Origin of the sequence: Pseudomonas sp. H1h (assembly GCF_000633255.1) — a bacterium.
Taxonomy (GTDB): Bacteria; Pseudomonadota; Gammaproteobacteria; order Pseudomonadales; family Pseudomonadaceae; genus Aquipseudomonas.
The window spans coordinates 61,883-74,398 of record NZ_AYMJ01000008.1; the positions used below are offsets into that span (position 1 = coordinate 61,883).

A 12,516-nucleotide genomic window follows, 5' to 3' on the forward strand; every position below is an offset into this window, starting at 1 on the left:
CCGCTCGAAAATGCCGGGCTCTTGCATGAGTAAGTGGCGCATAGCCACAAGTTCCCGATTCGATAGAAAAAAGATTAGCTGCAATCCGGGCAGCAAGGATAACTGTTGGCTGATCGGGAAGCGCAGCAAAAGTAGGAAATTGCCGGAAAAGCTGTGAGAAAAATGGATCCATGCCGTCGTTTTGGGGCAAACTCCCGGGTTTCGACCGTTCGACAAGGCCGCCCCATGTCCACTCCGTCTACAGTAGATGAAACACGGTTTCGCAAACTCCTGACCCGCAACATCGCGCTGCCATTGGGCGTTGGTGCGATCAGTGCCGTGTTTTTCGTGGCGCTGATCACTTATCTGCTGTCCGTGATTCAGTGGGTGGAGCACACCGACCGGGTGATCAATAACGCCAATGAGGCGGTGAAACTCACCGTGGATCTGGAAACCGGCATGCGCGGCTTTCTGCTCAGCGGTGACGAGCACTTCCTCGACCCGTATGAAACTGCCAAACCTCGGATCAACGTAGCACTCAATACCTTGCTCGAGCTGACCGCCGACAACCCGGTGCAGATCGACCGTTTGCGGCGTTTGCAGGCGTTGCAGACCGAGTGGAGCAACTATGCGCAATCGATGATCGATCTGCAGCGCTCCAGCGGTGACTATAAAGCCGCAGTCAAGGCCGGACGCGGCAAGCGCCTGACTGATGAAATCCGCAAACAGTTCGAAGATGTGATCGACATGGAACAGCAGTTGCGCACCACGCGTAACGAAGATGTGCGCCGCACCACGATCTGGAGCATTTCTCTTTATCTGCTGTTTATTGCCGGCATCAGCGGTTTGCTGGCGTATATAGGCCGACGTGATCTGGTCAGTCTGTCTGACAGCTACAGCGCCAACCTGGCCGCGCAGCAAGCCAGCGCCGAGCGTCTGGAGCGTCAGGCTTGGATGCGCAGCGGTCAGACCGAATTGGCGGAACAGGTGTTGGGGCAACTGACGCTCAATCTGCTGGGGCGCAACATCTTGCAGTTCTGCGCGCAGTACCTGGGCACCGCAGTGGCGGCGCTGTATGTGCGCGAAGAGCACGGTGGCCTGAAGCGGGTGGCGTCTTACGGATTTTCCCGCGAGCAGGAAGAACAGGATCAGTCGATCTACAGCGGCGAAGGCATTGTCGGTCAGGTGGTTCAGCAGGGCCGTCTGATTCGTCTGGATTCGGTGCCGTCGGACTACTTCAAGGTCAGCTCCGGTCTGGGCGAAGGCCTGCCGCACAGTGTGCTGGTGGTGCCGACCAGTGATGACGAGCGGGTCAACGGCGTGATCGAACTGGGCTTCCTGCGCCCGCTGACTCAGCGCGACGTTGAATTGCTTGAGCTGATTGCCGGCAACATTGGCACCTCGATCGAGGCGGCGCGCTATCGCCAGCGTCTGCAGGAAGTGCTGGCCGAAACCCAGCAGCTCAACGAAGAGTTGCAGGTGCAGCAGGAAGAACTCAAGACCGCCAACGAAGAGCTGGAAGAGCAGTCGCGGATTCTCAAGGAGTCCCAGGCACACCTGGAAACCCAGCAGGTCGAGCTGGAACAGACCAACGAGCAACTGGCGGAACAGGCGCAGACCCTGGCCGAGCAACGCGACGCCATGGACCTGAAGAACACCGAGCTCAATCAGGTGCAGGTGCAGCTCGAGGAGCGCGCCGAAGAGCTGCAGCGTTCGAGCAAGTACAAGTCCGAGTTCCTCGCCAACATGTCCCACGAACTGCGCACGCCGTTGAACAGTTCGCTGATCCTGGCCAAGTTGCTGGCGGAGAACCCGCAGGACAATTTGAGTGCCGAGCAGGTCAAGTTCGCTGAATCGATCTATTCCGCCGGCAACGACCTGCTGAACCTGATCAACGACATTCTCGACATTTCCAAGGTCGAGGCCGGCAAGCTCGAAGTGATCCCGGAAAACACCAGCGTCGCGCGCCTGGCGGACGGCCTGCGCAGCGTGTTCGAACCGCTGGCGGCGGACAAACAACTGACGTTCAGCGTCGATCTGCAACCGGGTGCGCCGGCCATGCTGTTCACCGATCGCCAACGTCTGGAACAGGTGATCAAGAACCTGCTGTCCAATGCCGTGAAGTTCACCGAGAAAGGTACGGTCAGCCTGACCATCAGCGGTCAGCCGAACGAGCAGATCGCCTTCATTGTGCGCGACTCGGGCATCGGCATCGCGGCGGACCAGCAGGAAAGCATCTTCGAAGCATTCCGTCAGGCCGATGGCACCACCAACCGCAAATACGGCGGCACCGGGTTGGGCCTGTCGATCTCGCGGGATCTGGCAGCCTTGCTCGGCGGCTCGATCAGTGTCAGCAGCACGCCGGGGCAGGGCAGCGTGTTCACTCTGGTGTTGCCGCAGCAATACAGCGAACAGGGTGATGCGCCGCGCGCACCGCTGACCTTTACGCCGCCGGCATCGTCCCCGGCACCGCTTGCGACGCTTTCGATCGCCGTGTCGCCAATGGCGCCGGTGCATATCCCGCGCTTCGCCGATGACCGTGGCAAGGCACCGTTCGCCACCCGCTGCATTCTGGTGGTGGAAGACGAGCCGAACTTCGCGCACATTCTTTATGACCTGGCCCACGAGTTGGGCTATCAGTGCCTGGTCGCCCATGGCGCGGATGAAGGCTATGACCTGGCCCGTGAGTTCGTTCCGGACGCGATCCTGCTCGACATGCGCCTGCCGGACCATTCCGGTTTGACCGTGTTGCAGCGTCTGAAGGAACACGCCGAAACCCGGCACATTCCGGTGCACGTGATTTCCGTTGAAGATCGCGTCGAAGCGGCCATGCACATGGGCGCCATCGGCTATGCGGTCAAACCGACCACGCGCGAAGAACTGAAGGATGTATTCGCCCGTCTGGAGGCCAAGCTGACCCAGAAGGTCAAGCGCGTGCTGCTGGTCGAGGATGACGATCTGCAGCGCGAAAGCATTGCCCGCCTGATCGGTGACGACGACATCGAGATCACCGCCGTGGGCCTGGCGCAGGAGGCGCTGGAGAAGCTGCGCACGACGATTTATGACTGCATGGTGATCGACCTGAAATTGCCGGACATGCTCGGCAACGATCTGCTCAAGCGCATGTCTACCGAGGATATCTGCTCGTTCCCGCCGGTCATCGTCTACACCGGACGCAACCTGACCCGCGATGAAGAAGCCGAGTTGCGCAAGTATTCGCGCTCGATCATCATCAAGGGCGCGCGCTCACCGGAACGCTTGCTCGATGAGGTGACACTCTTTCTGCACAAAGTCGAATCGCAGTTGTCCCATGAACGGCAGAAGATGCTCAAGACCGCCCGCAGCCGTGACAAAGTCTTCGAAGGCCGCAAGGTGCTGCTGGTGGACGACGATGTGCGCAACATCTTTGCCCTGACCAGTGCGCTGGAGACAAAAGGCGCAGTCGTGGTGATCGGTCGAAATGGCCGTGAGGCGATTGAGAAGTTGAATGAAGTCGAGGACATTGATCTGGTGCTGATGGACGTGATGATGCCGGAGATGGATGGTTTTGAAGCCACCATCGAAATCCGCAAGGATCCGCGCTGGCGCAAACTGCCGATCATTGCGGTGACGGCCAAGGCCATGAAGGACGATCAGGAGCGCTGCCTGCAGGCGGGTGCCAACGATTACCTGGCTAAGCCCATTGACCTGGATCGCCTGTTCTCGTTGATTCGCGTGTGGTTACCGAAGATGGAACGCATTTAGTGGAAAGCAGTCACTCCCTGGAGCGCAACAGCGAAATCGAATTGCGGTTGCTGATCGAGGCTATCTACCTCAAGTACAGCTACGATTTTCGCGATTACTCGGGCGCTTCGATCAAGCGCCGGGTGCAGCACGCCTTGAGCCAGTTCGAATGCGCGACGATTTCGGCGTTGCAGGAGAAAGTCCTGCACGACCCGACCGCGTTCATGCAGTTGCTGCAGTTGCTGACGATTCCGGTCAGCGAGATGTTTCGCGATCCGTCGCACTTCTTGGCGATCCGCAAGGAAGTGGTGCCGCTGCTGCGTACCTATCCGTCGCTGAAGATCTGGATCGCCGGCTGCAGCACCGGTGAGGAGGTCTATTCGATGGCGATTCTGCTACGCGAAGAAGGCCTGCTCGACCGCACGATCATCTACGCCACCGACATCAATCCGCGCTCGCTGGACAAGGCCAAGCAGGGGATCTTCTCGATGGAAAATGTTCGTGCCTACACCGCCAATTACCAGCAGGCCGGCGGCCAGCGCTCGTTTGCCGACTACTACACAGCAGCCTACGGTTATGCGATTTTCGACAAGACCCTGTGCGAGAACGTGACCTTCGCCGACCACAGTCTGGCGACTGACAGTGTGTTCTCCGAAACGCAGCTGATTTCCTGCCGCAACGTACTGATCTACTTCAACAAGAAACTTCAGGACCGTGCCTTCGGTCTGTTTCACGAATCGCTGTGCCATCGTGGTTTTCTGGTGCTGGGCAGCAAGGAGACGCTGGATTTTTCCGGCTACTCGAATCAGTTCGAACCGTTGGTCAAACAAGAACGGATCTACCGCAAATTATGAACCATGCCGTGGATTTGCCTCGCGTCGAGGCCATCGTGGTCGGTGCGTCGGCCGGTGGGGTCGAGGCCCTGCTGACGCTGCTCGCGCCGCTGCGCCAGGGTTACGTGCTGCCGATCATTGTCGTGTTGCACCTGCCGGAGGAGCGCCGCAGCCAGTTGGCCGAGGTGTTTGCCCGGCGCCTGATGCTGCCGGTGGAGGAGGCGACGGACAAACAGGACATCGCCCCCGGCACGGTTTATTTCGCCACACCCGGTTATCACCTGTCGGTGGAGCAGGATCGCAGTCTGTCGCTGAGTCTTGAAGACCGCGTGCACCACTCTCGTCCGTCCATCGACTACCTGTTCGAATCCGCCGCTGACGCCTATGGCGAGTCTCTGGCCGCGGTGTTGCTGACCGGGGCCAATCACGATGGCGCTCGGGGCCTGGCGCAAGTCAAGCGGCGCGGCGGACTGACCATCGTTCAGGACCCACAAGATGCACAGGTCGCTACCATGCCTCAGGCTGCGCTGAAAATTCAGCAGCCCGACCATGTCCTACCCATTCACGGCATCGGCCGTCTGCTTGTCGAGCTGGAACGAATCGCATGCTGAGTAATATCCAGGCCAAATTGCTGATCGTCGACGATCTGCCGGAGAACCTGCTGGCTCTCGAAGCACTGATCAAGCGCGAAGACCGCACCGTCTACAAGGCGCTGTCGGCGGACGAAGCACTGTCGCTGTTGTTGCAACACGAGTTCGCCATGGCCATCCTCGACGTACAGATGCCGGGGATGAACGGCTTCGAACTCGCCGAGTTGATGCGTGGCACCGAAAAAACCAAGAACATCCCGATCATTTTCGTCAGCGCCGCCGGCCGTGAACTGAACTACGCGTTCAAGGGCTACGAGAGCGGGGCGGTGGACTTCCTGCACAAACCGCTGGATATCCACGCGGTGAAGAGCAAGGTCAATGTGTTCGTCGACCTGTACCGCCAGAGCAAGGCCATGAAGCAACAGGTCGAAGCACTGGAGCAGGCCCGCCGCGAGCAGGAAGCGCTGCTGCAACAATTGCAGAGCACGCAGTTGGAGCTGGAGCAGGCCGTGCGGATGCGCGATGACTTCATGTCAATCGTCGCCCACGAAGTGCGCACGCCGCTCAATGGCCTGATACTTGAAACCCAGTTGCGCAAGATGCACCTGGCGCGGGACAACGCCGCCGCGTTCACCCTCGACAAGATGCACGCGATGGTCGATCGTGATGAGCGCCAGATCAAAAGCCTGATCCGTCTGATCGAAGACATGCTCGACGTCTCGCGGATTCGCACCGGCAAGCTGTCGATCCGGCCGAATCGTTTCGATCTGTCGCAACTGGTGGGCAATCTGCTGCAAAACTTTGCCCAGCAAATCGAAGCGGCCGAGACCGAGGTCAGCTTCACCGCGCCGGAGCCGGTGGAGGGGCATTGGGACGAGTTCCGCATCGAGCAGGTGGTGTCCAATCTGCTGACCAACGCCTTGCGTTACGGTGGTCGCAGCCCGATCCAGGTGCGTGTGTACCGTGAGGGCGACGAGGCGCGGGTCGAGGTTCAGGACCGTGGCATAGGCATCAGTGAAGAGAATCAGAAGCGTATTTTTCAGCAGTTCGAACGGGTTTCCGCCAAGACGGTAGTGGCTGGTCTCGGACTGGGTCTGTTCATTTCCGAGCAGATCGTCGCCGCCCATGGCGGTTCCATCGTCGTCGAGAGTCAAATCAACGAAGGCGCCCTGTTTCGCGTTTGTCTGCCAATCCAGGAAAACGGCACATCCGACGCAACCTCTGAGTGACCGCACGGTCGTATCAGCAGCTATTGACCGAACAAAGGCTTCCCATGAGCGTAGATGCACAAGATGTAGTACTCGTCGTCGAGGACGAACCGGTTATCTTGATGGTCCTGACCGATTATTTGTCAGGGCAGGGGTATCGCGTGTTGCAGGCCGAAAACGGCGAGCAGGCGTTCGAGATTCTCGCGAGCAAGCCGCATCTGGACATGTTGATCACCGATTTTCGTCTGCCGGGCGGAATCTCCGGCGTGCAGATCGCCGAACCGGCGGTCAAGCTGCGCCCCGACCTCAAGGTGATTTTCATCAGCGGCTATCCGCAGGAAATCCGCGAGACCGGCAGCCCGATCACGCGCAAGGCGCCGATCCTGGAAAAACCTTTCGATCTGGACGTTTTGCAGGAAAAGATTCAGGAGTTGCTAGCCTGATAACGTTGTCAGGGGATCAACTGATTCAGTGATAAAGCTGATCTGCCGGGTAGAAGGCGAACAGCGCATCCTGAGTGGGTGTGGCCGGCAGCACCATTTGTATGATGGGCACGATCTGGCCACCGCTTTTCTGGTAGAAATCTCTCTGATCATGCTGGGCAGCCGCAACGCCTCCCGGGCTGTAGAGGTAGAAAAATGCCTCGATCGGCAACTCCTTCGGAATACTCTGCGGCCATGTGGCCAGAATCAATTCGTTGTATTGAACAAACCAGGCGTTACCGAGCATGGCCCTCGCGCGGATGGATTGATAGAACGAGTCGGCGGCCAGGTGATTCATGTTGTCCCGCACATCGAAACTGCACTGGCGGGCGGGGGCTGCTCCACCGGCGTACCAGTGCTGCATCCATTGCTCGGCGGTTGTGATGCCGATGGTCTGACAGCGCAGGCTTTGTGTGGGGTAATAGGGATGGGCGCCGCATCCCGGCTTGTCGCGTAATTGGGTCCAGCCATCGATGGGAAAGGCGCACAGAATTTCAATCCTGCGTTTGCCCGGTGGCGTGGCAAGCACCGGGTAGAAGATAAACCCGCTGATCTGGCCGAAGGCCAGTCCCTGGAACTTGGCATCCTTGCGTAAGTAGGAGAATGACACCCCACCACTTTGCTGGGAGTGAGGGCTGGGGTTCCAGGTCGAGTAATCATTCGACGGCACGGTTGCACGCATGACCAGTCCGGAGCACAGGAATGCGGGCATCGAGGCGCTGCCACAATTCAGGCGAACATCGTTGTAGCGCGCCTTTATCGCCGCTAACGTGTTGAGCCCACGTTGATCGGCAGTACTGACGCCTCTGATCACGCTGAGCGGTGCGGACATCGGTGCCGGCGACTGTTCTTGCCTGACCTGGCAACTGGTGAGCAGTACCGTAAGACCTAGCAGGATCACGCATTTCATTGCCTGGTATCCCCGAGTGAGACGCGCCCCGGCTAACGGGACGATGTACCTTCAGGGGGATTTAAGCGCTTACCTGCATGGCTGAATAGCTGTCAGAGTTGACAGGTGACGGGCACTGAATAGCGGCACAAACTGCGCACTTTGCGCCAGGTTTGGCCAATCATTGTCATGCTCGGATCATTTCGCGCACTTTCGCCGTCAGTAGATCGAACGTGAATGGCTTGGTGATCATCTGCATCCCCGGATCGAGAAACCCACCGCGTACCGCTGCGTGCTCGGCATAACCGGTGATGAACAGTACTTTCAGCCCCGGTCGGTATTGCCGGCCGATTTCTGCCAGTTGGCGGCCGTTCATGCCGGGCAGGCCGACGTCACTGATCAGCAGATCAATGCGCTGCGCCGAGTTGAGGATCGGCACCGCGCCGTCGGCATCGCCGGCCTCGACAAACGCATAACCCAACTCGCTGAGCACCGCGCTGACCAGTACGCGCACGGCGGGATCGTCTTCGACAATCAGCACGGTTTCGCCATCCAGCGCGTCCGGGGCCTGCTGGATATCGGATACCGGCTGGTCCAGTTCTTCGCCACGAAAACGTGGCAGGTACAGTTTGACCGTGGTGCCCTGATCAATTTCGCTGTCGATCGAGACATGGCCACGGGACTGTTTGCTGAAGCCATAAATCATCGACAAGCCCAGCCCGGTGCCCTGGCCGATCGGCTTGGTGGTGAAAAACGGATCGAACGCGCGGTTGATCACGCTCTGCGGCATGCCACTGCCGTTATCAGTGACGCTGAGCATCACATAATCGCCGGGTTCGAGGTTGCTGTAGGCATCGGTGAACTCCGGTGCAAGCACATGGTTACTGGTCTCGACCACCAGTTTGCCGCCATCTGGCATCGCGTCGCGGGCGTTGAGCACCAGGTTGAGCAGGGCGCTTTCCAGTTGATTGGGGTCGGCTTCGGCTACCCACAGTTTGTCGTTCAGGCGCATGTCCAACTGGATGCTTTCGTTGAGGCTGCGTTGCAGCAACTCGCCCATCGACAGCACTAGCGTGTTCATCTGCACGGCTTTGGAATCCAGCGATTGCCGGCGGGAAAAGGCCAGCAAACGGTGAGTCAGACCGGCAGCGCGGTTGGCTGAGGTCACGCCCAGATCAATCAGGCTGTCGAGGTCTTCGGTGCGTCCGCGAGCCAGCCGGCGGCGCAGCAGTTCGAGGCTGCCGATGATCCCGGTCAGCATGTTGTTGAAGTCGTGGGCGATGCCGCCGGTGAGCTGGCCGACCGCTTCCATTTTCTGCGACTGGCGCAACGCTTCTTCATTGTGCCGAAGCTGCGCGGTGCGTTCCTCGACCTGTTGTTCAAGGGTTTCCAGGGTCGATTGCAGGCGACGTTCGCTTTCACTCAGATCGATCAGGCGGTCACGCGCCTCGTACTGTCGTCGTCGCCCGCGCAGTGCGGTGGAGACCAGGCTGATCAGGGTCGCGGGGTGAAACGGCCGCTCAAGGAAAGTGACATTGCCCAGCAATTTGCTCAGGCGCGAGGAGGGGCCTTGTTCCGGCCCTCCGTGGTGGGTCAGCAGGACGATCGGCAGATCCGACCAGGCCGGCTGCTGTTCCAGATACAACAACAGCGTTTCCAGCTCCGGTCCGCGCAGGGCTTCCGCAGCAATCAGCAGGAGGCCGGCACCGGGCTCCAGTTCGGTGCACAAGGCACCGAGATCAGCGGCGATCACCCCACCAAAACCCGCTTCATTGAGAATCATCAGGGCCACCTGGCTGTCACGACCCATGGGCGCCAGAATCAGCGCCCGTTCCGACAGCGGTACGGTGACCGTCACAAGGTTTCTTCCCGCAACAGTGGATTGCTCGCACCGAGATAGGTCGGTACGCCACGCAATACGCCCTGGAAGGCTTCTAGCGGTTCCCCGATGGTCATGCCCTGGCTCGAAATGCGGTATTCACGGATCGTCGATTCGTGGCTGCCGGTGCGTTTCTTTATGATGGAAATGGCCCGGCGCACCTTGCCGATGGCTTCGAAATAGCGCAGCAGGATCACCGTGTCGGCCAGGTAAGTGATATCGACCGGCGCTTGCATGTCGCCCACCAGCCCGTGTTGGGCGACGGTCATGAAGGTCGCCGCACCTTTACGGTTGAGGTACAGCAGCAGCTCGTGCATGTGCAGCACCAGCGCGTTCTCTTCCGGCATCGCGGCCTGATAGCCGTTGATACTGTCGATCACTACGGTCTTGATGTTGCCTTCGTCGACGCATCGGCGCACCCGGTGGGAGAACTCGCCCGGGGACAGCTCGGCGGCGTCCACTTGTTCGATCAGCAGGTTGCCGGTGGCTTGCAGGGCCTTGAGGTCAATGCCGATGTTTTTCATGCGTTCGAACAGCAAACCCAGTTCTTCATCGAAGATAAACAGCGCGGCTTTTTCACCTCGAGCCACGGCGGCAGCGGCGAAGATCATCGAGATCAGCGATTTGCCGGTCCCCGCCGGGCCGAGAATCAGCGTGCTGGAGCCGGTCTCGATGCCGCCGCCGAGCAGGGCATCCATTTCAGGAATGCCGCTGGTCAATTGCAGACGTGGATAATCGCCACGGTGTTCAGCCGCGACCAGCCGCGGGAACACATGCACACCGTCACCCATGATGGTGAAGTCGTGGAAGCCACCGCGATACTTCTGGCCGCGATACTTTATCACCCGGATGCGTCTGCGCTCGGCGCCATAGTTAGGCGTCAGTTCTTCGAGACGGATCACCCCGTGGGCCACGCTGTGCACGGTTTTGTCGAGGGACTCGGTGGTCAGGTCGTCGAGCAGCACGACGGTGGCGTCATAACGCACGAAGTAATGTTTGATCGCCAGAATCTGCCGACGATAACGCAGCGAGCTCTGCGCCAGCAGGCGAATCTCCGACAGGCTGTCGAGCACCACACGGGTCGGCTTGAAGCGCTCGACCACTTCGAAAATCTGCTTGGTGGCTTCGCCCAGCTCCAGATCGGAGGAATACAGCAGGCTTTGCTGATGCTCGGCGTTGAGCAGACTTTCCGGCGGGGTCAGCTCGAAGATTTCGATGTTTTCGTTCAGTTCCCAACCGTGGGACCGTGCGCCCTGGCGCAGCTCACGCTCGGTTTCCGACAGCGTGATGTACAGACAGCGTTCACCGGCACGGGCGCCGGCCAACAGAAAATGCAACGCGACGGTGGTCTTGCCTGTGCCGGGTTCACCCTCGAGCAAAAACACATGGCCCCGGGACAGTCCGCCGGCGAGGATGTCATCCAGGCCGGTGATGCCGGTGGCGGCTTTTGCACTGATCAACTCGTTGGACGTAGACAAAGAATGCCCTCTCATGACTAGGGGAATCGAGGCCGCTGACTGAATTGAACGACCTGAATTACTTGACCCCATGCCTTGATGGCGGTTCCGCTTTTTCTTGCTGGCGAGAGGAAAATCCTCTCGCCAGGGGTTTTAGAGTCCTTGTTGCAAAGCCGGGTCATCGGGGTTCATCTGTTCCAGTTGCGCCAGCAAAACCTGCACGTTCTGCAACTGGCCGCTTTCTTTCCAGTAATTGATCAGCAGCACCCGGGCCTTGCGGTCGGCGGGGTGGCGCTGCACGACTTCCTGCAATTGCTTTTGCGCCGCTTCCAGTTCTTCGGCGGCGTGCAGGGTGGTCGCCAGGTCGTAGCGGTAGTCCTTGTTGTCAGGCTCAAGCTCGACCGCTTTGGACAAACCGAGCAGGGCGAACTCGCGCTGGCCGTGGTGCAGCAGCCACAGACCCAGTGCGTGCTGCAGGTAGGCGGAATCCGGCTGGGCCTGCAACTGTTTCGCGAGCAGCTGGCGGGCAGCGTCGCTCTGGCCCTGGCGATCGAGGACATCGATCTGCATCACCAGCGCCGGCAGGTTACCCGGCTCCAGACGCAAGGTGTTGTCGAGCGCTTGCTGGGCCTGTTTGAGTTCAGCGTTGTGCAGATACAGACGCGCCAGTTGCGCGTAGGTGGCGGCGCTTTCCGGTTGGCCAGTGAGCACCTGCTCCCAGCCATCGATCGCCTGCTGCAGGGGGGCGAAATACAGGCCGAGCTCGTCCGGCGTCAGACCCAGCAGGGCGTTGATCGCGGCAAAACGCACGGTTTGATCTTCATCCTCCAGCATCGGCCCGAGCAACAGACTGCGTTGTCCGCCGGGCACCAGTCCCACCACACTCTGAATCGCTGCCAGGCGCACCTCGGGTGCCTCGTTTTGCAGGTGCGCGTCGGCCAGTTTCAGCGCCTGCGGGCTCGGGTAGTTGGGCAACTCGGCCAGCAGCCAGACGCTGCGCTTGACCGACAAGTCCGGGCGCGCCAATTGTTGATAGAGCTGACGCGCCGCCCCCGGTTGACCGGAGCGGGCCGCCGTGAGGGCTTCGCTGTAGCCGCGCTTGATCGCCTCGGGCACCACCGGGGTGGTGGAGCGCAGGGACAACCAGGCCACGACGATGAGCAGTACAAGGCCAAGGCTGATAAGCAGGTAGCGGCGGGACTGAGGCATGCGATTTCCGTGAACGGGTGTTCTTTAGCAGAGGGGCAAGCTTCGGTCAGCTTGGCCGTTGAGTCAAATTCGCCAGTCGATCAATTGTGGGGACGCGTCTGCTCGCGAATACGGTATGCCCGTGCGTCTGGATATCGACTGATCCGGCGCTATCGCGTGCAGGCTCGCTTCTACAAGGGAAGCAGGCACAAAAAAGCCCCGCGACCGAATGATACGCGGGGCAAAAAATTGGTTGGTTGCGGCCAACCAAAGGAGCGCTTGAAAAAT

General features: G+C 59.7%; 9 protein-coding genes. 5 read left to right on the top strand and 4 right to left on the bottom strand.

From position 1 onward, the window contains the following. Positions 1 to 225: 225 nt before the first annotated feature. Genes U862_RS0106325 through U862_RS0106345 form a run of 5 tightly spaced genes read left to right on the top strand, consistent with a single transcriptional unit; the run spans position 226 to position 6,776 of the window. Positions 226 to 3,723, top strand: coding sequence for a response regulator (locus tag U862_RS0106325; protein ID WP_025109597.1), 3,498 nt, complete (start codon positions 226 to 228; stop codon positions 3,721 to 3,723). A gap of 17 nt (positions 3,724 to 3,740) precedes the next feature. Beyond that, positions 3,741 to 4,556: a protein-glutamate O-methyltransferase CheR gene (locus tag U862_RS0106330; protein ID WP_371262559.1), complete on the top strand. Its 816-nt coding sequence runs from the start codon at positions 3,741 to 3,743 to the stop codon at positions 4,554 to 4,556. Next, positions 4,553 to 5,146 (top strand): chemotaxis protein CheB, encoded by a 594-nt coding sequence (locus tag U862_RS0106335; protein ID WP_025109599.1) that lies wholly within the window; start codon positions 4,553 to 4,555, stop codon positions 5,144 to 5,146. Before U862_RS0106330 ends, U862_RS0106335 begins: the two co-directional genes overlap by 4 nt. Next, positions 5,140 to 6,354 (top strand): hybrid sensor histidine kinase/response regulator, encoded by a 1,215-nt coding sequence (locus U862_RS0106340; protein WP_025109600.1) that lies wholly within the window; start codon positions 5,140 to 5,142, stop codon positions 6,352 to 6,354. Before U862_RS0106335 ends, U862_RS0106340 begins: the two co-directional genes overlap by 7 nt. Positions 6,355 to 6,398: 44 nt before the next feature. Beyond that, complete coding sequence (locus U862_RS0106345) at positions 6,399 to 6,776, top strand: response regulator (protein WP_003225116.1); 378 nt, start codon at positions 6,399 to 6,401, stop codon at positions 6,774 to 6,776. A 25-nt stretch (positions 6,777 to 6,801) separates the two neighbouring features. Here U862_RS0106345 and U862_RS0106350 read toward each other — a convergent pair whose 3' ends face one another. The 4 genes from U862_RS0106350 to U862_RS0106365 form a co-directional block, all read right to left on the bottom strand. Further along, positions 6,802 to 7,725 carry a hypothetical protein gene (locus U862_RS0106350; protein ID WP_025109601.1) on the bottom strand — a complete coding sequence of 308 codons (924 nt, stop codon included), beginning with the start codon at positions 7,723 to 7,725 and terminating at the stop codon, positions 6,802 to 6,804. Between the two features lie 166 nt (positions 7,726 to 7,891). Next, the gene (locus U862_RS0106355) at positions 7,892 to 9,562 is read right to left on the bottom strand and encodes an ATP-binding protein (RefSeq protein ID WP_025109602.1); all 1,671 of its coding nucleotides are present in this window, start codon (positions 9,560 to 9,562) and stop codon (positions 7,892 to 7,894) included. Further along, a complete protein-coding gene (locus U862_RS0106360; protein WP_025109603.1) occupies positions 9,559 to 11,061 on the bottom strand; it encodes an ATPase domain-containing protein in 1,503 nt (500 codons plus the stop codon). Before U862_RS0106360 ends, U862_RS0106355 begins: the two co-directional genes overlap by 4 nt. Before the next feature lie 132 nt (positions 11,062 to 11,193). After that, positions 11,194 to 12,249 carry a tetratricopeptide repeat protein gene (locus U862_RS0106365; RefSeq protein WP_025109604.1) on the bottom strand — a complete coding sequence of 352 codons (1,056 nt, stop codon included), beginning with the start codon at positions 12,247 to 12,249 and terminating at the stop codon, positions 11,194 to 11,196. Positions 12,250 to 12,516: the final 267 nt, after the last annotated feature.

Bases quoted from the DNA above. Each gene is read 5' to 3' on its own strand.
- U862_RS0106325 (WP_025109597.1), top strand. From the start codon at position 226: ATGTCCACTCCGTCTACAGTAGATGAAACACGGTTTCGCAAACTCCTG.
- U862_RS0106335 (WP_025109599.1), top strand. From the start codon at position 4,553: ATGAACCATGCCGTGGATTTGCCTCGCGTCGAGGCCATCGTGGTCGGT.
- U862_RS0106340 (WP_025109600.1), top strand. From the start codon at position 5,140: ATGCTGAGTAATATCCAGGCCAAATTGCTGATCGTCGACGATCTGCCG.
- U862_RS0106345 (WP_003225116.1), top strand. From the start codon at position 6,399: ATGAGCGTAGATGCACAAGATGTAGTACTCGTCGTCGAGGACGAACCG.
- U862_RS0106350 (WP_025109601.1), bottom strand. From the start codon at position 7,725: ATGAAATGCGTGATCCTGCTAGGTCTTACGGTACTGCTCACCAGTTGC.
- U862_RS0106365 (WP_025109604.1), bottom strand. From the start codon at position 12,249: ATGCCTCAGTCCCGCCGCTACCTGCTTATCAGCCTTGGCCTTGTACTG.